General features: G+C 71.9%; 15 protein-coding genes. 6 read left to right on the plus strand and 9 right to left on the minus strand.

Translation table 11 applies throughout. From position 1 onward, the window contains the following. Positions 1-418: 418 nt before the first annotated feature. On the plus strand, positions 419-3,226 hold the full coding sequence (locus tag IL992_RS23335; protein WP_193205488.1) for an ATP-binding protein: 2,808 nt from the start codon (positions 419-421) through the stop codon (positions 3,224-3,226). 103 nt (positions 3,227-3,329) lie between these two features. On the opposite strand, the gene IL992_RS23340 is transcribed toward IL992_RS23335, so the two are convergent. From IL992_RS23340 to IL992_RS23370, 7 genes are all read right to left on the minus strand, one after another. Beyond that, positions 3,330-4,568 (minus strand): BTAD domain-containing putative transcriptional regulator, encoded by a 1,239-nt coding sequence (locus IL992_RS23340; protein ID WP_193205489.1) that lies wholly within the window; start codon positions 4,566-4,568, stop codon positions 3,330-3,332. 744 nt (positions 4,569-5,312) lie between these two features. Beyond that, positions 5,313-7,019, minus strand: coding sequence for a dipeptide ABC transporter ATP-binding protein (locus IL992_RS23345; RefSeq protein ID WP_193205490.1), 1,707 nt, complete (start codon positions 7,017-7,019; stop codon positions 5,313-5,315). Beyond that, positions 7,016-7,855, minus strand: a complete 840-nt coding sequence (locus IL992_RS23350; RefSeq protein WP_226873606.1) for an ABC transporter permease — start codon at positions 7,853-7,855, stop codon at positions 7,016-7,018. Before IL992_RS23350 ends, IL992_RS23345 begins: the two co-directional genes overlap by 4 nt. Continuing rightward, positions 7,855-8,826: an ABC transporter permease gene (locus tag IL992_RS23355; protein WP_319018763.1), complete on the minus strand. Its 972-nt coding sequence runs from the start codon at positions 8,824-8,826 to the stop codon at positions 7,855-7,857. The genes IL992_RS23350 and IL992_RS23355 overlap by 1 nt, the downstream gene beginning before the upstream one ends. A 161-nt stretch (positions 8,827-8,987) precedes the next feature. Continuing rightward, positions 8,988-10,598: an ABC transporter substrate-binding protein gene (locus tag IL992_RS23360; protein ID WP_193205550.1), complete on the minus strand. Its 1,611-nt coding sequence runs from the start codon at positions 10,596-10,598 to the stop codon at positions 8,988-8,990. A 17-nt stretch (positions 10,599-10,615) separates the two neighbouring features. Then, complete coding sequence (locus IL992_RS23365; RefSeq protein WP_193205492.1) at positions 10,616-11,824, minus strand: LLM class flavin-dependent oxidoreductase; 1,209 nt, start codon at positions 11,822-11,824, stop codon at positions 10,616-10,618. Further along, a complete protein-coding gene (locus IL992_RS23370) occupies positions 11,821-13,005 on the minus strand; it encodes an LLM class flavin-dependent oxidoreductase (RefSeq protein WP_193205493.1) in 1,185 nt (394 codons plus the stop codon). Before IL992_RS23370 ends, IL992_RS23365 begins: the two co-directional genes overlap by 4 nt. Before the next feature lie 243 nt (positions 13,006-13,248). Here IL992_RS23370 and IL992_RS23375 point away from each other — a divergent pair, with 243 nt between their 5' ends. After that, complete coding sequence (locus IL992_RS23375) at positions 13,249-14,196, plus strand: GlxA family transcriptional regulator (RefSeq protein WP_193205494.1); 948 nt, start codon at positions 13,249-13,251, stop codon at positions 14,194-14,196. A gap of 154 nt (positions 14,197-14,350) precedes the next feature. Next, complete coding sequence (gene gap, locus IL992_RS23380; protein ID WP_193205495.1) at positions 14,351-15,349, plus strand: type I glyceraldehyde-3-phosphate dehydrogenase; 999 nt, start codon at positions 14,351-14,353, stop codon at positions 15,347-15,349. 18 nt (positions 15,350-15,367) lie between these two features. Here the strand turns inward: gap and IL992_RS23385 are convergent, their stop codons facing one another. Further along, positions 15,368-16,636 carry a PP2C family protein-serine/threonine phosphatase gene (locus tag IL992_RS23385; protein WP_319018764.1) on the minus strand — a complete coding sequence of 423 codons (1,269 nt, stop codon included), beginning with the start codon at positions 16,634-16,636 and terminating at the stop codon, positions 15,368-15,370. A gap of 150 nt (positions 16,637-16,786) precedes the next feature. On the opposite strand from IL992_RS23385, the gene IL992_RS23390 reads away from it, so the two are divergent. Beyond that, the gene (locus tag IL992_RS23390; RefSeq protein WP_319018765.1) at positions 16,787-17,770 is read left to right on the plus strand and encodes a dioxygenase family protein; all 984 of its coding nucleotides are present in this window, start codon (positions 16,787-16,789) and stop codon (positions 17,768-17,770) included. A gap of 186 nt (positions 17,771-17,956) precedes the next feature. Beyond that, positions 17,957-18,571, plus strand: a complete 615-nt coding sequence (locus tag IL992_RS23395) for a trimeric intracellular cation channel family protein (RefSeq protein WP_319018766.1) — start codon at positions 17,957-17,959, stop codon at positions 18,569-18,571. A gap of 211 nt (positions 18,572-18,782) precedes the next feature. Here IL992_RS23395 and IL992_RS23400 read toward each other — a convergent pair whose 3' ends face one another. Continuing rightward, positions 18,783-19,274, minus strand: coding sequence for a winged helix-turn-helix transcriptional regulator (locus IL992_RS23400; protein WP_139578314.1), 492 nt, complete (start codon positions 19,272-19,274; stop codon positions 18,783-18,785). Positions 19,275-19,368: 94 nt separating this feature from the next. Here IL992_RS23400 and IL992_RS23405 point away from each other — a divergent pair, with 94 nt between their 5' ends. Then, positions 19,369-19,866 carry a tautomerase family protein gene (locus IL992_RS23405; RefSeq protein WP_185071978.1) on the plus strand — a complete coding sequence of 166 codons (498 nt, stop codon included), beginning with the start codon at positions 19,369-19,371 and terminating at the stop codon, positions 19,864-19,866. The last annotated feature ends 47 nt before the right edge of the window (positions 19,867-19,913 follow it).

Consider the following 19,913-nt stretch of genomic DNA (forward strand, 5'->3'; position numbering starts at 1 on the left):
AGATGGATGGTGCTGTTGTAATGATCGTGTGACTCGTCAGGTGCGCGTCTCCCACGGCGCGGCGTATGACCTCGGGGAGCACGTGGTGGGGTGCCGGAAGTGCCGCCGTCCCGTTCTGGGTGGCCGGTGGAAGCCCGCGCTGAGGAGTTTTCAGGGAGCGGAGGAGTCACCTGAGCGAGCAGGAGCTTACCCCCTGCTTCGCCCACGACATCGTCTTCGAGAACCACGGCAGCCTCGAGATCAAGTGCCTGACCGGCCACCCGCTCGCCCCGATAAAAACAGGGCGATCTACCGCCTGCGGGACGGCCGCGTCGTAGAGTGGCGCCGCTACACCGACTTCGAGTACGCCCGCACCCTGATGTGAGGCCCCCGGGGCCAGCCGGCAAGCCGGGAAAAAGGCACCCGATACCCTGGCCGGGTGCGTGAAGACTCCCTGCCTGACCTGCGCGGCAGGCAACGCGAATGGGAAACTCTGGACCGGCTGCTGCGGAGCGTACGCATCGGCCAGAGCCAGGTCCTGGTGCTCCGGGGGGAAGCCGGAATCGGCAAGACCGCGTTGCTGGACCAGCTGTGCGACCGCGCGTCCGGATGCCAGGTGGCGCGGGCGGCGGGGGTCGAGTCGGAGATGGAGCTGGCGTTCGCGGGCCTGCACCTCCTCTGCGTGCCGTTCCTGGACCGCCTGCCCACGCTGCCGGACCCGCAGGCGGAGGCGCTGCGGACCGCCTTCGGGCTGCGGGACGGGGTTGCTCCGGATCGCTTCCTGATCGGCCTGGCGGTGCTGACTCTGCTGGCCAAGGTGGCGGAGGAGCGTCCGCTCATCTGCGTGATCGACGACGCGCAGTGGCTGGATCGCGCCTCGGCGCAGGCGCTGGCCTTCGTGGCGCGGCGGCTGGTCGCCGAGTCGGTCGCGATGGTCTTCGCCGTGCGGGAGCCCGCCGATGACAAGATTCTCGCCGTGCGGGAGCCCGCCGACGACAAGATTCTCGCCGCGTTGCCGGAGCTGACGGTCCACGGTCTGGCACCTGACGACGCGCGGGCGTTGCTGGAGCAGGCCCGGCCTGGCCCGCTGGACGAGCAGGTACGCGACCGGCTCGTGGCCGAAACGCGCGGAAACCCGCTCGCCCTGCTGGAAATGCCCCGCGGCCTGCCGGTCGAGGAGCTGGCAGGAGGCTTCGGACCGTCCAGCTGGCCGGAGGTCTCGGCCGGAATCTCACCCGGCATCGAGGAGAGCTTCCGCCGCCGGATAGGGGCGCTGCCCGCGCAGACCCGGGCACTCCTGCTGGTGGCGGCGGCGGAGCCGCTCGGTGATCCGCTGCTGCTGTGGCGCGCGGCGGATCGGATGGGCATCGGGCCTGCGGCGGCGGATCCGGCGAAGGCCGACGGGCTGATGACGATCGGCGAGCGCGTCGTCTTCCGTCATCCTCTCGTGCGTACGGTCGTGTACCGGTCGGCTCAGGCGGCGGACCGGCGGGCGGCGCACCTGGCGCTGGCGGAGGCGACGGGCCGCGACAACGATCCCGCCCGCCGTGCGTGGCATCTCGCCGCCGCCGCGGAGGGCCCGGACGAGGAGGTCGCGGCCGAGCTGGAACGCTCCGCCGGTCAGGCGCAGGCCCGTGGCGGCCTGGCGGCGGCGGCTTCGTTCCTGCGGCGCGCGGTGGCGCTGACGCCCGATCCGGTACGGCGAGCGGAGCGCGCGCTCACCGCCGCGGGCGCGAGCGTTCAGGCGGGTCTCTTCAATACCGCTCTGGGACTGCTGGCCACGGCGGAGGCTGGCCCGCTGGACGACCTGCAGCGCGCCCGCGCGAACCTGCTGCGCGCCCAGGCCAGGTATTGGCAGACCCGCGGCAGCGAAGGCCCTCTCCTGCTGCTCGGCGCGGCGCAGGCCCTCGAGCCGCTCGACCCGGGGCTGGCGCGCAAGACCTACCTCGACGCCTGGAGCGCGGCGTTGTTCGCGGGTGCGATGACGCGCGGCACCAGCATGGCGGAGATCTCGAGCAAGGCTTTGGCCTGCCCGCGTCCCGAAGGTCCTCCGGAGGCCGCCGACGTCCTCCTGGACGGCCTCGCGCTCGCCGTGACCAGTGGGCGGGACGCGGCGGCACCCCTCCTCCGGCAGGCGGTGGACCGCTTCGGCGGCGACGGGGCGGCCACGATCCAGGAGGTCGTCCGCTCCACCGCGGCGGCCGTGATGGTGTGGGACTACGAGGCCTGGGCCACCCCTCTGGCCCGTCAGATCCGGGTCGCTCGCGAATCGGGCGCGCTCAGCGTGCTGCCGGTCGCTCTCGACGTCCTGGCCCAGGCCCTGTGCGTGGGCGGGGACCTCAGGGGCGCGGCCCTGCTGACCGCCGAAGTCGAGGCGGTCACCCAGGCCACGGGCTCACGGATCGCCTCGTACGCCAGGCTCATGCTCGCGGGCGCGCGCGGACGCGAGGCCGAGGCCCGCACGCTGATCAACGTGACGATCGCGGAGGCCACGGCCGCCGGGCAGGGCTGCGCGGTGCAGTACGCCCGATCGGCCACCGCGATGCTCTGCAACGGCCTCGGCCGGTACGACGAGGCGCTGGCAGCCGCCGAGCGGGCCGCCGACGACACCCCCGAGCTGTTCGTCGCCGACTGGGCCAGGATCGAGCTGGTCGAGGCGGCCGCCAGAGCCGGACGCCCGGAGACGGCACGCGCCGCTCTCGACCGGCTTCGCCAGGGCACCGCCGCTGCCGGCACCGACTGGGGGGTCGGCGTCGCGACGCGCCTGAGCGCGCTGCTCAGCGACGGCTCGGACGCCGACCGCCTGTATCGCGAGGCGATAGAACGGCTGGCGCCGACGCCGGTGCGTCCGGAACTGGCCCGCGCGCACCTGCTCTACGGCGAGTGGCTGCGGCGCGCCGGCCACCGCGTGGCCGCCCGTGATCATCTGCGGCAGGCGCTCGAGCTGTTCGGCGAGATGCGCATGGACGCGTTCGCCGAGCGGGCGCGCCGAGAGCTGGCAACCGCGGGGGAACGGGTGCGGCGGCGCAGGGTCGACGCCTTCGACGAGCTGACCGCCCAGGAGGCGGAGATTGCGCAGCTCGCCGTTGCCGGGCGGAGCAACCCCGAGATCGGCGCCCAGCTGTTCCTCAGCCCGCGAACCGTCGAATGGCATCTGCGCAAGGTGTTCATGAAGCTCGGCGTGAGCTCACGCCGCGAGTTGGCCGGCGCGCTGAACGCGAGCGGCCGCACAGCCGAGTCGGCCTGAACGACGATGAGGCCGCCGAACACCACCAAGGGCGAAATGCGTCGTCCACGGCGATCGTCCGGCTACAGGACGGTTAGGTGGCCGTACCTGGATAGGGCTGTGGTCAGGTCGCCGGATTTGCCGCGGAGTGCGGCGTCGAGGAAGGCGACGGTGGCCGCTGCGGTGATACGTGGCACGGCGGTCCAGCCGAGGGGGCCGACGAGCGTGGATAGCGGCGGCAGGAAGAGCGGAGCGTCGGTAAAGGTGAGGTGTGCCGAATCGGGAACGGTGAAGCCGTCCATGTCGATGACGGCTGCGAATCGGGGGTCCTGGCGGGCGGCCTGCGCGCGGGCGGCCAGGACCCGTCCGGCGTCGTGTTCACCGTGCTCGCCGCCCTGTCGGGCATGGAACGCGAGTACATCCGCGACCGCACCCTGGAAGGCGTGCGCCACTCCGCGCTGACGCACGAAGCCGAGGACGGCACCAACCCCCAACCCTGTTGGCCCGCTCCCAGCACGCCTCCGTACGCTGCCTGGAGCGCTACCCCCGGCCCAGCGTCGACGCCGTGGCCGCCCATGTCGCCGACCGCGATCCCCTGCGCCGCCGGAAGCGAGGCACCCTCGGCCGCGACGCGCTCGGCTCCCACGATCCGGCCCAGCAGTTCGAGCAGCATCAGCGGGGTCAAGGACGTCGCGAGGTCGGTACGGTGGACGCCGGCCAGCCCGCCGAGCCGATTGCGTGAGGTGATCAATACCGCGACACCGGAACCGCCCGGCAGCAATGGACGAACCTGTTGCTCGGCGGCGGCGTCGTCCAGCAGCACCAGCACCCGGCGTCCGGCTATCAGGCTGCGGTACAGCTCGGCCCGTTCCTCGGTGCCGGGCGGGAGGCCGACCGGCTCCACCCCGAGAGCCTTGAGGAACCGCCCCAGCACCTCACCTGCGTCGGCGGGGGCATCGCTCATCCCGCGCAACTCGACATACAACTGCCCGTCGGGAAATGCCCACGTGACCTGGTGGGCCACGTGGACCGCCAGAGCGGATTTGCCACTGCCAGCGCGACCTCCTATGACCTGGATGGCCCGAGAGGGCTCCGACGTCAGCGCCGTGACCAGTGCGCAGCTCTGCAGCGCGCGGTCGGTGAAGTCCGAGGGCGCCAGCGGCAGCTCCGCCGGTACGGCGACCCGGACCGTCTCATCCGACGGTGGCGCCGCCAGGGCCGCGTCACCGCGCAGGATTGCGTGATGCAGGGCGGTCAACTCCGGTCCCGAATCCACGCCGAGGCTCTCGACCAGTACCTGGCGGCCTTCCCGGAAGGTGGCCAGAGCGTCGGACTGGCGGCCGAGCCGGTACAGGGCGGTCATGTACTGCCCACGCAGTCAGGCGTGGCGTCGCCGCGGCGGGTATCACGCGCCAGGTGCAGTTCGGTCGCTACGATCTCCCGCTGGCCAAGGAACGTGCCGCCGAAGGCGATCTGGTCTCGCAAAGTCTGATCGTGCAGACTCAGCCACATCGCTGGGTCAACACCGACGGCCGGTTCTACAGCACTGGGCGCCCTCACTGTTTGAAGGTCGGCCGAGCGTCCTCTCTGATGACTTCCACCATGTCGTCGAATTCGGGAAGGCCGCCGGCGGGAGAGCGGACGACAGCGGCTTGAGACGGTCTGGGTGCCGTTATTGTCGCGGCCGCACCCCAGGACTCGATATCGGTTCTGACTCCACTTTCTACGACGGCACCATCACGTTCGCCGAGCTTCTACCGGCTCTCACCCACGTTCCGGGAGGCGGCGGGGAAAGGACCCGACCCCGCTTCGCGAATCTAGTCCTGAGGTGGAGCATTGCCTTCGACAGGCGGTGTCTTCCCTTCATGGTACCCGCCGTTGACACGCTGCTCCCTACGAGCGAACGACGTGAACACCTCACCCGCGAAGTCCTCAAGACGGCCACGCACCTCAGCCAACTCAGCCGGAGTCACCCCGAGATCATCTCAGACAAGATCTCCAACTAACAAAGTTCTACTAGAGCTGCGTGAGGGGCGAGCCGGCGCGGACCGCTCGCCCCTCACGCGGGACCGCACGGGCGGCCTCCGTCAACCCCACGCTCTGGGGATCACGCCGAGGGCTCGGGGTGAGGGAGCCGGGGCACGGCCGCGAGCAGCTCCCGGGTGTACGGATGCCGGGGGTGATCGAAGACCTCGCCGGCGTCCCCCTCCTCCACCACGCGGCCGTCCTTCATCACCAGGACCCGGTCGCTCAAGTGGCGGACGACGCCCAGGTCGTGGGAGATGAACAGCAGCGCCGTACCGTCCTCGGCCTGGATCTCGGCCAGCAGGTCGAGCACCTGGGCCTGGATCGACACGTCGAGCGCGGAGACGGGCTCGTCGCAGATCAGCACCTCGGGCCGGGACGCGAGCGCGCGGGCGATGGCCACGCGCTGCCGCTGGCCGCCGGACAGCTCGCGCGGACGCCTGCCGAGCAGTTCGGGCGGCAGCCCGACCCGGCCCAACAGTTCGACGGCGCGCTCCCGGCGCCGCCGCCTCGGCAGCGCCGAGAGCGGGTCGGCGACCAGGCGGTCCACCGTGTGACGTGGGTCGAAGGAGTCCAGCGGGTTCTGCGCGATCACCTGGACGGCGGGGCGGAGGGGTCGCCGCTGCCGCTCGGGCAGGCCGCTCCACGGGCCTCCCCGCAGGGTCACCTCCCCCGCGTCCGGCGCGAGCAGGCCGAGGGCCAGCCGCGCGAGGGTCGTCTTGCCCGACCCCGACTCGCCGACCACGCCGAGCGTCTCCCCCGCGTGCAGGCGGAAGGAGACGTCGTCCACGGCCCTGCGCGAGCCGTACGCGACCGACAGCCCCGTGGCGGCGAGCACGGGATCGCGTGGGGCGGCCTCCGGGGAGCGATGCGGCCGGCGCGGCACGGCGGAGGCGGAGGGCACGGCGGCCAGCAGGGCACGGGTGTAGTCGTGCCGTGGAGATGTCAGCACCTCCCGCGCCGGCCCCGCCTCGACCACCAGGCCGTCCTTCATGACCAGGACGCGGTCGGCGACCGCGGCCACCACGGCGAGGTCGTGACTGATCATCAGCAGCGCCGTCCCTGCCGCCTTCCGGTCCGCGAGCAGCCGCAGGATCTGGGCCTGCACGGTCACGTCGAGGGCGGTGGTGGGCTCGTCGGCGATGATCAGCTCCGGCTCCGCGGCGATGGCGGAGGCGATCAGGGCCCGCTGCCGCAGCCCGCCGGACAGCTGGTGCGGGTGCTGCCGCACGCGCACCTCGGGGTCCGGGACGCCCACGGCCTCCAGCAGCGCCCGGACGCGCTCCGGGCGGGCCTGGCGGGGCACCACGTCGTGCTCGGCGAGCACCTCGGTGATCTCGGCCCCCACGGTGCGCAGCGGGTCGAGCGAGACCAGGGCGTCCTGCAGGACCAGCCCGGCGAACCGGCCGCGCACGCGGCGCCACTCGCGCGGGCCGAAGGTCAGAGCGTCCCCGCCGCCGACGCGGAAGGCCGACGCCCGCACCTTCGCGCCCGGGCCCGCCAGGCCGATGAGGGCGCGGGCCGTGACGCTCTTGCCCGACCCCGACTCGCCGACCAGGGCGACGCACTCCCCCGGCGCGATCGACAGCGACAGCCCGCGTACGGCCTCGACGCCGGAGGCGGGGAAGGACACCCGCAGATCCTCCACCGCGACGAGCGGCGGAGCGGCGGAGGGGCCGGGGGCGGGGGCGGGGCCGGGGGCGGGGGCGGGGCCGGGGGCGGGGGCGGGGGCGGGGCCGGGGTCGGGGGCGGGGCCGGGGTCGGCACGGGTGATCGCGAGCTCTGTCATGGTGTCCTTCCCTCGAAACGCCGCTGGAGGTGCCGCCCGGCGACCGTCAGGCACACGACCGACAGGGTGAGGGCCACGCCCGGAGAGAAGGCCACCCACGAGGCGACGCGCAGGTAGTCCCGCGACTCGGCCAGCATGGTGCCCCACTCGGGGGCGGGCGGCTGGGGGCCCATGCCGAGGAAGCTGAGGCCCGACGTGGCGATGACGGCCTGACCGAGCCCCATCGTGGCCAGCACGGGGACGGGCCCGACGACGTTGGGCAGCACGTGCCGGGCGACGACGCGCACCCGCGAGTGGCCGAAGGTCACCGCCTGCTCGACGTAGCCGGAGCGGCGCACGACGAACGTCTGCGCCCTGACCACCCGCGCGTACGTGGGGATCTGGGCGATCCCGATCGCGGCGACGACGCTCCACGTGCCGGGGCCCGTGATGGCGATCACCAGGAGCGCGAGCAACAGCTCGGGGAAGGTCGACAGCACGTCGAACAGGCGGGCGAGCGCCTCACCGGCCAGGCGGGTCGCCAGCCCGGCGGCCAGGCCGAGCAGCGAGCCCGCGCCCACCGCGAGCGCGGTGGCGAGGATCCCGATGCCGAGCGAGTGACGGGCGCCGTACACGACGCGGGCGAACACGTCGCGGCCGAGGTGGTCGGTGCCGAGCGGATGGCCCGCGCCGGGCGGGGCCAGCGCCCGCAGCGGGTCGGCCGCCAGCGGGTCGACCCGGGTGACCAGGCCGGGGGCCGCAACGGCGACGACCAGGACGGCCAGGACGAGCAGGGCGAGGACGAGGCCGGGGCGCGGGCGGGCGCCCGGCCTGAGAGCGGGTGCGGCGACGGCCATCATGCGCTCCTGAGCCGGGGGTCGATGAGCCGGTAGGCGAGGTCGAGCAGGGCGCTGATCGTCACGTACACCGCCGCGGACAGGATGACGACGGCCATCACGACCGGCATGTCCTTGGCACTGACGGCCTGCATCGTCACCCGGCCGAGCCCCGGTCGGCCGAAAAGGGCCTCGGTGATGACCGCCCCGCCGAGCAGGACGCCGGTGAACCAGCCGGTGAGGGTGACGGCCGGAAGGAGCGCGTGCCGCAGCGCGTGCCGGGCCACCACGGCCCGCTCGCTGAGACCGCGCGAGCGCGCCGTCACCGCGAACGGCTGCTCCAGTGCGCGTTCCAGGCCCTCCCTGAGCACCTGCCCGAGAACGCCGGCGACGGGCAGGCCGAGCGCCAGCGCGGGGAGGACGAGCGCCTGCGGGTCGGCCGCGCCCGAGACGGGGAACCAGCCGAGCGAGAACGAGAACACGAACAGCAGCACGATGCCGATCACGAACTGCGGCACCGACACCGCCACCAGCTCGGCGGCGGAGACGATCCGGCGCGGCCAGACCGACCTGCCCGCCGTCGCCACCGCCAGGACGAGCGCCAGCACCACGCCGACCGCGGCGGCCGCCAGGGTCAGCCGCGCCGTCGGGCCCACCTGCCCGGCCAGGACCTCGCCGACGCCGCGCTGCAGCTGGTAGGAACGGCCGAGGTCGCCGTGCAGCAGACGGCCGAGGTAGCTCAGGTAGCGCACGGCCTCGGGCCGGTCCAGCCCCCACTCGGCGACGATCTGCGCGCGGATTTCCGGTGTGTCGGCGCCGTCCCCCACGAGGATGTCGACGGTGTCGCCCGGGGCCAGCAGCAGGGCCGCGTACGCGGTCGTGGCGGCCGCCCACAGCACGGCCACGGCCGAGACGAGCCTCCGCGCCGGCGCGCCCAGCCAGCCGGGCGCGCGCACGGCCGAGAGCCGCCGCCACGCGGGCGGCCGGGTCACGGGCGGCCGTCTCGCGGAGGTCGGTGTCGCGGACGTGGATGTCGTGGACGTGGATGTCGTGTCCGTCGGTGTCGTGGACACGGGTGTCGTGGACACGGGTGTCGTGGACGTCGGCGTCTTCGGTGTCGGTGTCGGGGGCTGCCGGGCCGGTAGCGCCGCCGTCATGCGGCGATCCGCACGTCGTAGACGCCGCGCGGCGTGCCGGACACCGGGTCGAAGCCCAGGCCCTGCACGTTCCTGCTCGCCGCGATCTGGTCGGAGGGGACGTAGATGGGGAAGACGATCGCCTCGTCGGCCACCACCTTGCGCTGGACCTTGGCGTACAGGGCCTTCCGCTCGGCGGGGTCGGAGCTCGCCGACGCGTCGGCGAGCCATCCGTCGAGGGCGGCGTCCTCGTAGTGGGTGCGGTTGATGGCCCCGCCCTTCGGCAGGATGAGGTTGAGCGCGGCCCCGACGTCGGAGTCGCCGCGCGAGTTCTCGAAGATCTCGTACGCGTCGTCGTCGAGCGCCTTCTGGGCCGTGCCCTGGTCCACGATCTTCACCTGGAAGTCGATCCCCGCCGTCTGCTTGACCTGCGCCTGGATGGCCTGGGCCAGGATGTCCCTGCGGTCGCGGACGAACGGCGCCGACGCCACCGAGCGGACCGTCAGCCGCTTGCCGTCCTTGACCCGGTAGCCCTCGGCGTCGCGTCCGGTCCAGCCCGCCGCGTCGAGCAGCGCGTTCGCCTTGGCGGCGTCCCCGCCATACGTCCTCTCCAGAGACGGGTCGTAGAAGGGGCTGGTGTCGCCGACGACGCTCCAGGCCCGCTTGGCGGTGCCCTGGTAGACGGATGCCAGCACGGCGTCGACGTCGACGGCCTCCCGGAACGCCTGCCGCACCCGCTTGTCGTCGAAGGGCGGGTGCGAGGTGTTGAAGTAGTAGGAGAACGACGTGCCGGAGTTGAGCGCCGACTGGAAGGACAGCCCCGGGTCCCGCTTGATCGACTGGATGTCGGTGGCCGGGACGCCCTCGACGACCTGGACCTGCCCGGAGGTGAGCGCGCCGACGCGTACGGCCGCCTGCGGCAGGAAGCGATAGGTGATCTCCGACAGGTACGCCGGTCCCTGGTGGGCGCTGCCCTGCGGCGCCCAGTTGTAGCGGGGGTTGCGCCGGTAGTGAACCTCCTGGCCCCGCACGTACCGGTCGAGGACGAACGGGCCGGTCCCGACCACGTCCGGGCCGCCGGCCTTGAGGTCCTTGGCCTCCCGGAGGGACTTCGGGGACACCTGCCCGGCGTATGGCGAGGCCAGGAAGTCGAGGAACAGCCCGTCCGGCTCCTTCAGCGTGATCTTCAGGGTGGTGGGCGAGAGCACCTCGGCCTTGTCGAGGGCGTGCAACTGGATGGCGGCGACCGTCGGGTTGTAGCCGGGCTCGCGTAGCTTGTCCAGGTTCGCCTTCACCGCGGCCGCATCGAACTTCGTGCCGTCCTGGAAGGTGACGTCGTCGCGCAACTCCAGGGTGTAGGTGCGCCCGTCGTCCGAGACCTTCCACGACCGGGCGAGCCACGGGACGAACGACCCGTCCTCGCCGTGCGCGAGCAGCGCGTCGAACTGGTTGAACACCAGCAGCCTGGCCTTGTTCTGCGCCCACAGATGCGGGTTGAACGTGATGGGCTCGGTCTCGACGGCCCATGTGAGAGAGGTGCCGCCCCCCTGCGCCGCCGGCGCCTGGGAACCGCACGCGGCCAGGGCCGCGACGAGGATGAGGGGCAGCGCGCCCCTGATGACCTTCACAGTGGTCCTCCTGCTGCTCACGATCTCGCCCCTGACGTGCGTCTTCCGTGCCACGCCTCCGCGAGCAGCTCGTAGGAGCGGACCCGGTCGGCGTGCCCGTGCGTGATGGTGGTGACGAGCAGCTCGTCGGCGCCCGTGACCCGCTGGAGCACGCGCAGCCGCTCCGCGACCGTCTCCGGAGAGCCCGCGAACTGGGTGTCCACGCGGTCGGCCACCAGTTCCCTGTCGGCCTCGCTCCAGACGTGCGCGTCCGCCTCCTCGGGTGTCGGGTAGGGGATCGCCCCCTGGCCCGTGCGGATGGCGCGCACCCAGAGGCCGTACGGTTTGGCCAGCTCCCTGGCCGTCGCGTCGTCCTCGGCCACGACCGCGTCCGCCGAGACGACGACGTACGGCTCGGACAGCGCCTTGGAGGGAGTGAACGCCTCCCGGTAGGCCTCCACGGCCTCCAGCACCGACGCCGGGCTGACGTGGTAGTTGGCGGCGAACGGCAGGCCGCGCTCCCCCGCCACCTGCGCGCTCTGCCCGCCGCTGCTGCCGAGGATCCACAGCTCCACCTCGGCGCCCTCGCCCGGCACGGCATGCGCCGCGATCCCGTCCGCCGACCGGTAGGTGCCCTCCAGGAAGGCGACGACCTCGTCGACCTGCTCGGCGAAGTCGGGGGTCCGCGCGCCCGGCTGTTGCAGCAGCGCGGCCTGAAGGGCGAGCTGCGGAGAGCGGGCCAGCTCGGCGAAGGAGAACGCGGGCGGGATCAGCAGCCCGTCCACCACGCGGGACTCACGGGGTCCGGAGGTACGAGCGGTCTCGGGAGCCCGGCCGGCCTCCGCCACGGCCTCCGCCCTGCGCTGCCCGGACCGGCCGAGCCCGAGGTCGATCCGGCCGGGATGGAGCGCGTCGATCAGGCCGAACTGCTCGACCACCGCGATGGGCGTCTGGTGGCCGAGCTGCACCGCGCCGGAGCCCACCCTGATGTGGTTCGTCGCGGCCGCGATGAGGCCGATGAGCACCGCCGGGGCCGAGCTCGCGACGCCGGCCGCGAAGTGGTGCTCGGCCACCCAGTAGCGGAGGTAGCCGAGACGCTCGGCGTGCCGGGCGAGGTCGATGCTGTTGCGCAACGCGTCTCCCGCGCCGCTGCCGGACGGGATCGGGGACAGGTCGAGGATCGACAGGGGAACCGGCCGGCTGACCGGCTGCGCTGTGGACTGTGCTGTCGGCGGGGGGACGCTCATGCCGGCACTCCGGTGCTCGTGACGGTGCTCTGCGGGGTTGTCGCGGTGCGCTGCGGGGTCGCGACGGCGTCCTGCGGGGTCGCGCTGTCCGCCTGCCGGGTCCCTGGTGCGGTGGGGGACGGTGTGGTGGGGAACGGCGCGGCGGGGAACGGCCTGCTCGGGATCTCCTTGCGCAGCACGGGAGCGATGTCGCTCTGGAACAGCTCCAGTGCCGCCCGGTGCTGCGCCCGGGTGAGGCCGTCGGCGTCCGCGCTGAGGTGCATGACCTCGTGCCCGAGCCGCTCGTGGTAGCGGAGGACCTTGTCGACGATCTGCTGCGGACTACCGACGAGGATCGAGCCGCGCTCGATGGCGTCCTCCAGCGAGTGGAAGACCGGCTCCACGCCCGACTTGCGGAACAGCGCGACGCGGGCGTCGTAGATCGGCTGGTAGGTCGCGATCGCCTCCTGCGAGGTGCGCGCCGCGTAGAAGCCGGCGCTGCCCGCGCCCACCAGCGCGTCGGCGGGGTCGTGCCCGTAGTGCGCCCACCGTTCGCGGTAGTGGTCGACCAGCTCGGCGTACGGCTCGATGGGGTTGGTGACGTTCGCCGAGAACAGCGGGTCGCCGTAACGGGCGGCCAGGTCAACCGACTCCTTGCTGGTGGCGCTGCCGTGCCAGACCCGGATCGGCCGCTGCAACGGGCGCGGCCAGGTCTCCGCGTCCGTGAGGGAGGGCCGGAACCGGCCCTTCCAGGTGACTCTGTCCTCCCGCCAGAGCCTGCGGAACAGCTCGTACGCCTCCCGGTTGCGGTCCCACTGGTCCTCTGGGGTGACGTGGAAGAGCCGCGCCTGGGCCGACCCGTTCCCCTTGCCGATGATCAGCTCCAGGCGGCCGCCCGACAGGTGGTCGAGCGTCGCGTAGTCCTCGTACGCCCGCACGGGGTCGAGCAGGCTGAGCGTGGTGACGGCGGTGAACAGCCGGATGCGGGACGTCCGGGCGGCGATGTGACTGAGCACGACCGGCGGCGAGGAGGAGATGAAGGGCCGCTCGTGCCGTTCTCCCACCCCGTAGCCGTCGAAGCCCAGCTCTTCGGCGAGTACGGCATTGTCCACGACTTCGCGAAACCGCTCGGTGGTGGACCTGGTCTCGCCGGTCAGCGGGTCAGGCCCGTGCGCGATGAGGGTGATGGCGAGGAATTTCACGTGGTCGCATACCTCTCGAAGGAGCGCTTTACCTACTAACTATGTAGGAAAACCATGCTTTGTCAACGGCCGCGAGGAAGTCCGGCCCGCTGCCCGGTGTCCTGGCGCTGCCCGGTGTCCTGGCGCTGCCCGACGTCCTGGCGCTGTCCTGGCGGTCCGATGGCAGGATGCTTGCGATAGACGCCATGACGGTCACGGCGCGAGGGAACGCCCGCCGGGCCGCGAAAGACCCGAAGGAGGGCGATGAGCCGGAAGAACCACCGCGTGGCCGTGCTCGTGCTGGAGGGCGCGAAGCCGCTCGACGTCGGCATCCCCGCGCAGGTGTTCTCCAGCCGGCCGAGCATGCCGTACGAGGTGCGGGTGTGCGGCGCCGCGCCCGGACTGGTGACCGGCGGCGACGGCCTCTCCTACCACGTGGCCGAGGGCCTCGACGCCTTCGAGCAGGCCGACACCATATTCATCCCCGGCTATCGGGAGCCGGCGACCACGGAACCGCCGGCCGCGGTCGTCGGCGCGCTCATGGCCGCCCACGAGCGCGGAACCCGGCTCGCGGCCATCTCGACGGGGGCGTTCGCGCTGGCGGCGACGGGCCTGCTCGACGGCAAGCGGGCGACGACCCACTGGCACTACACGAAGGCCCTCGCCGACAAGCATCCGCTCGTACGGGTGGACGAGAACGTGCTGTTCGTGGACGAGGGCGACGTGCTGACGTCGGCGGGCGCGGCGTCCGGCATCGACCTGTGCCTGCACCTGGTGCGGCGCGACCACGGCGTCGGGCTCTCCAACCACGTGGCGAGACGGCTGGTGGCGGCGCCCTATCGCAGCGGCGGGCAGGCGCAGTACGTTCCCCGCAGCGTGCCCGAGCCGCTCGGCGACCTGTTCGCGAACACGCGCGAGTGGGCCCTGGCGCACCTGTCCGAACGGCTGACCCTCGAGACCCTCGCCCGCCACGCGCGGGTGTCGGCGCGCACCTTCTCCCGGCGGTTCGTGGAGGACACCGGCTACACGCCGATGCAGTGGGTGCTCCGGGCACGCGTGGACCTGGCACGCGAACTGCTCGAACGCACCGACCTGGGCGTGGAGCAGATCGCCGACCGAGTGGGGCTCGGCACCGGCGCCAACCTGCGCCTGCACTTCCAGCGCATCCTCGGCACCTCACCGACGGAGTACCGCCACACCTTCTCGGCCTGAGCTTCCCGGCCCGCCTGGGCCCGGAGCGATGTGGCGAGATCCTTGCGAACGGTGGCGAAACTTCTGGCTGGATCCTTGCGTGTGCTGTTGTTCCAGCCACTGTCGGTCAGGCATTCGGATGCCGATCATGGAGCGCGGAACGAAAGGAACGCCCATGACCCGCATCGCCGTCAACGGATTCGGCCGCATCGGACGCAACACCCTCCGCGCCCTGCTCGAACGTGACAGCGACCTCGAAGTGGTCGCCGTCAACGACCTCACCGCCCCCGAGACCCTCGCGCACCTGCTCAAGTACGACAGCGCGCTCGGCCGCCTCGGCCGCTCCGTCGAGGTCGACGGCACCGACCTCGTGGTCGACGGCCGCCGCATCACGGTGCTCGCCGAACGCGAGCCCGCCAAGCTGCCCTGGGCCGAGCTCGGCGTCGGCATCGTGCTCGAGTCCACCGGCCGCTTCACGGCGGCGCACGCCGCCCGCGCGCACATCGACGCGGGCGCCAGGCGCGTGCTGGTGAGCGCCCCCTCCGACGGCGCCGACGTCACGCTCGCCTACGGCGTGAACACCGAGGCCTACGACCCCGCCCGGCACGTGATCGTCTCGAACGCCTCGTGCACCACGAACGCGCTGGCTCCGCTGGCGTCCGTGCTCGACGACCTGGCCGGCGTCGAGCACGGCTTCATGACCACGGTGCACGCCTACACCCAGGAGCAGAACCTGCAGGACGGCCCGCACCGTGACCTGCGCCGCGCCCGCGCGGCCGGCGTGAACATCGTGCCCACCACCACCGGGGCCGCCAAGGCCATCGGCCTGGTGCTGCCCAACCTCGACGGCAAGCTGTCGGGCGACTCGATCCGTGTGCCGGTCCCGGTGGGGTCGATCGTGGAGCTGAACACCACCGTCTCACGCGAGGTCACCCGCGACGAGGTGCTCGCGGCCTACCGTGCCGCCGCCGACGGCAGGCTCAAGGGCATTCTCGATTACGCCGACGAACCGCTGGTCTCCAGCGACATCACCGGCCAGCCGGCGTCGTCGATCTTCGACGCGGCCCTCACCCGCGTCCACGGCAAGCACGTCAAGGTGGTGGCCTGGTACGACAACGAGTGGGGCTTCTCGAACCGGGTCGTCGACACGCTGGAGCTGCTCGCACGCGGCTGAGCCCGCCGCACGCGCGGCTCACATCGTGAGCTGGCGATACCGCTCGGTGCGCCACTCGACCAGCAGCACCGTGGCGTCGTCCTGCAGTTGGCCGCGCTGGTAGGACAGGATCGAGTGGACCAGGCGGCGCAGGGTCTCCGGGGCGGAGACGCCGTCGATCTCCCGCCGGATGACGAAGTCGGCGAAGCGGTCCAGGCCGAACCTGTCCCCGTCCGGGGTCTGTGCCTCGACGATGCCGTCGGTGTAGAACAGCAGCCGGTCGCCGGGTTCGAGCTGGCGGCGCGCGAGCACGGCGGCCGGGCCCAGGCGAAGACCCATCGGGGTGTCCGGCGGGGAGTCCAGCACGGAGGCCACCCGCCCCTGCCGCAGGACGAGCGGCGGGGGATGCCCCCGGTTCACCCAGGTCAGCCATCCGGTGCGGAGATCCAGGTCGGCCAGGACCCCGGTGGCGAAGCGTGAGGTGCCGAACTCTCCGGCGATCGCCTCGTCGATAGCGTCGCTGACCTCGAGCAGCCCGACCCGACGCCGGCGGCGGTTGTTGCGGTAGGCGCTCAGGGCGATGGCCGCGGTCAATCCGGCGGAGGTGTCGTGCCCCATCGCGTCGAAGATCCCGAGGTGGAGGGTGGCGCCGTCGAGGGCGTAGTCGAAGGCGTCGCCGCCGACGCGGTAGGCCGGCTCCAGCGCGGCGCTGACCGTCATCGTGTCGGTCGCGAAGTTCCTGATGGGCAGCAGGGTCCACAGCATCTCGGCCGACAGGTGCATCTCCTCGGTGCGCACCAGCCGGACGAAGGCGTCGCTGTAGGCGCGCTTGCTCACCACCAGCAGCGCGACCAGGCTGCCCAGCTCCGTCGCGATCCGCTCGGTGGTCTCGTCGACCACGGGCACGGTCACGCCGAGCACCCCGACCCGTTCCGTGCCGTTCAGCATCGGCACCCACAGGCGCCGCGCCCCCTCGCTGCCGAGCGGTTCTGCGGCTTCGGCGGCGAACGGGTCGGTGGCGGGACGAGCCTGGACGATCTCCAGGTTGCGGTAGGCGCGCCCGGCCAAGGTCGTGTCGATGGAGACGCGGTTCAGCGGCTCGCCGTACGCGTCGCGCTGCCCCGGCAGCGGCACGAGATACAGCGGCCGCAGGCTGGCCACGTAGATCATGACCTCGGTGAAGCCGAGCGGCCTGACGTGCTCGATCACGGAGGACGCCAGGTCGTCCAGCGGCGTCAGATGATGGTCGCGCACCAGACCGCCCCAGATGCGCCCGACATCAGGACACCCGTTGACCTGCCGCGGCACATTCCCGACGCTACCCGCCCTCGATTCACACAGAGCCAAGGTGCGGGGCATGCGCAGGCCAGCACCGGCGGGCGCGGCACGCTCTTAAGACAACCCTCATGCAAATGGTCTAGCGTCCCGCAGACGTCACCTCAGGAGAGGAAGGCAATCGTGGGACACGATCACCAGGGCACTGCGGGACACGATCACGAGGGCGTCCCGGGACACGATCACGAGGGCCGGCGGGTCAGCCGCCGGACCGCCGTGGCCGGGATCGGCGCGATCGGGCTCGGCGCTCTGCTGTCGGCCTGCGGCACGAAGGCCGGTGGCTCGGCCCCGGTCACGACCACGTCGGGAGCCACGGTCTCGATCACGCCGACGACGAGCACGTCGGCCGGCTTGACCGGCCTTTTCGCCGGCTCCAACACCTGCGTCCTGACGCCCGCGACCACCCAGGGGCCGTACTACTTCGACGCGGACAAGATCCGCTCCGACATCCGCGAGGACCGGCAGGGCAGGCGGCTGAAGGTCGCGATCAAGGTGCAGGACAGCGAGAAGTGCGAGCCGATGGCGAACGCCGTCGTCGAGATCTGGCACTGCGACGCGGCGGGCCTCTACTCGGGAGCCGAGGCGCAGTCGAGCGGGCAGGGCGGTGGAGGCGGCGCGCCCGGGCCCGGCGGCGGCCCGGGCGGTCCGCCGCCCTCGGGCATGCCGGCCGGAGTGCCGAGCGGGCCGCCCCCCTCCGGCATGCCGCCGGGAGGACCCGGCGGCGGTCCCTCCGCGAACGACGGGATTGCCGACCTCACCCCCACCGACGACAAGCGCTACCTTCGTGGCGCGCAGGTCACGGACAAGAACGGCATCGTCGAGTTCACCACCATCTGGCCCGGCTGGTATCGAGGCCGGACCGTGCACATCCACGCGATGGTGCATGTCGGCGACCAGCGCACGCTGACGACACAGGTCATGTTCGACGAGGACCTGAACGCGAAGGTGTTCAAGGAGGAGCCCTACTCCGGGCACACGGGCAGGGACACCTTCAATGACCACGACACCATCTACAAGCCCAGCATGCTCATGAAGGTGAGCGAGGACGGCGACGGCTACCTGGGCGTGATCACCTTCGCCGTCGATCCCGACAAGAACGGTAAATAAGGCATTGCTCTCGGCAGTCCACCGGGCTTCGACGGACACCGGAGGCGCGAGCGGCACCCCGCCGTAGCACCCCGCCGTAGGTCCCGGCGCCCGCGCGCTCCCCCACTCTCGCCGCGGCGGCCACCGGGTCCCATGCCACTGATCTTGACGCGGCGGTTCGCCCGATATGTGGGAGACTGTGCGCCTGTGACCCCCGTGCTCGACCTCGCCGGAATTTTCGTATTCGCCCTGTCAGGCGCGCTGGTGGGCGTACGCAAACGGCTCGATGCGATCGGCATCGCGGTGCTCGCGTTCTTCACGGCCGTCGGCGGCGGCATCGTGCGCGACCTGTTCATCGGTGTGCAACCCGCCGCGCTGCGGGACACGTGGTATCTCCTCGTGCCGATCGCGGCCGCCGTCATCGCGTTCTTCTGGCATCCCCAGGTCGAGCGGGCGATGCCCGGGGTGCTGGTCTTCGACGCGGCGGGCCTCGGTTTGTTCTGCGCGGTCGGGACCTCCAAGGCCCTGTACTACGGCCTCGCGCCGATGCACGCCGTCTTCCTCGGGGTCTGTACGGCGGTCGGCGGCGGCGTCATCAGAGACGTCCTGTCCGGCGAGAAGCCGACCCTGCTCTACGACCGGGAGCTCTACGCCGTGCCGGCGATGCTCGGCTCGACGACGATGGCCCTGCTGTACGCGCTGGGGGTGCGGGGGTTCGTCGCTACCCTGTCCTCGGCGGTGCTCGCCTTCGCGTTCCGCATGCTCGCCATGCGATACCGCTGGCGCGCGCCCCTGGCCAGGGGCGTCAGCGGGAGGGAGTGAGCGGCGGGGGGCGGCACCGGCCACGACGCGGCGCAGGCACCGGTGAGAACGACCGACGGCTGCTCACGAGCGAGAGCAAATGGGGACCCGGCGGAACCTTACGAGGAACTAGTGCCGCAGCATCCAACGTTTGCCCCATGGCCCAGGCGTCGGCCCCACTGCTTGGATCATGCTTCTCGCGATATGAGCTGCTCAGTACGATCCTGGGATCTCAGGAGCTTTCCACGAAGCGCGCGCCCGGCCCGGGCGTGCGGCAGACGTCTTCCGGGGCGAGGTGGCTGTGCCCCGCAGCGCACTCGAGGACGACCTTGACCGGCTCGTCGCAGGAGCTCGCATCGTCGACGGGCCGGTGCCGGACGATGACCGACGGGCCCTGCGGGTCGGCGAGGTACGTGTCGCCCCATTCCAGGAGCGCCACGAGCGTCGGCCGCAACGCCCGGCCCTGCTCGGTGAGCTCGTAGGCGAAGCGCTGCCGATCCCCGGGCTCCTGATAGGGCACGCGGCGCATCACTCCCGCGGTCACCAAGGTCTCGAGCCGAGTCGCCAGGAGATTTCTGGCGATCCCGAGGCGGGAGTGGAACTCTCCGAACCGGCGCGCGCCGTCCAGCGCTTCACGAACGATCAGCAGCGACCAGCGCTCCCCCACCACCGAGAGGGCGCGCGCCACCGAGCAGTTCACTGGGTCGATTCGCCGCGTCTCCATGGGACGAGTGTACCCATCTGGGTTTACAAGCTGTACTTAGCCCTCGTAGACTCCGGCCTGAGTTGAAGAACTAAACTCATAAAGGAGATCGACCATGCCCATGCTCGACGTGTACATTCCCGACGGCGCGCTCCAGCCGGACGCCGAGGCGGCCCTGCTGAACCGCATCACCGAGATCCTCGTCCGCAACGAGGGATTCGACCCCGCCGACCCGGTGAGCCGTTCCGTCTCCTGGCTCTGGCTGCACCGACCGGCCGGCATCTACGTCGGCGGAGAACCCGCGGACGCACCTCGCTACAAGGTCGTCCCGTCCGTCCCCGAGGGCCAGCTCGACGAGCAGAAGCGTGCGAGCGTCATCGCCGAGGTCACCGAGGCAATCCTCGACGCGGAGAACGGCGCCTGGCCGCGTGACGCCAGCCGGATCTGGGTATTCCCCACCGAGATCCCCGAGGGTCACTGGGGCGGCTGGGGCCAGATCAGGCCGCTCGCAACGATCCTCGCCCGACTCACCGGCGACGACACCAAGCGGGCCCGTACGCTCGCGCGTGAGCGGATCGCTGCCACCCGAGCCGAACACGCCCGCCTGCCCTGATGAGCGGCGAACGAAGTGGGGATCGATGCGGCCGGTGACACAGTCGT

It is taken from the genome of Microbispora sitophila (genome assembly GCF_014892245.1).
Classification (GTDB): Bacteria; Actinomycetota; Actinomycetes; order Streptosporangiales; family Streptosporangiaceae; genus Microbispora; species Microbispora siamensis.

Coding starts and splice junctions, on each gene's coding strand:
- IL992_RS23345 (WP_193205490.1), bottom strand. CDS start 7,019: ATGACAGAGCTCGCGATCACCCGTGCCGACCCCGGCCCCGCCCCCGAC.
- IL992_RS23400 (WP_139578314.1), bottom strand. CDS start 19,274: ATGGAGACGCGGCGAATCGACCCAGTGAACTGCTCGGTGGCGCGCGCC.
- IL992_RS23365 (WP_193205492.1), bottom strand. CDS start 11,824: ATGAGCGTCCCCCCGCCGACAGCACAGTCCACAGCGCAGCCGGTCAGC.
- IL992_RS23340 (WP_193205489.1), bottom strand. CDS start 4,568: ATGACCGCCCTGTACCGGCTCGGCCGCCAGTCCGACGCTCTGGCCACC.
- IL992_RS23375 (WP_193205494.1), top strand. CDS start 13,249: ATGAGCCGGAAGAACCACCGCGTGGCCGTGCTCGTGCTGGAGGGCGCG.
- IL992_RS23350 (WP_226873606.1), bottom strand. CDS start 7,855: ATGGCCGTCGCCGCACCCGCTCTCAGGCCGGGCGCCCGCCCGCGCCCC.
- gap (WP_193205495.1), top strand. CDS start 14,351: ATGACCCGCATCGCCGTCAACGGATTCGGCCGCATCGGACGCAACACC.
- IL992_RS23405 (WP_185071978.1), top strand. CDS start 19,369: ATGCCCATGCTCGACGTGTACATTCCCGACGGCGCGCTCCAGCCGGAC.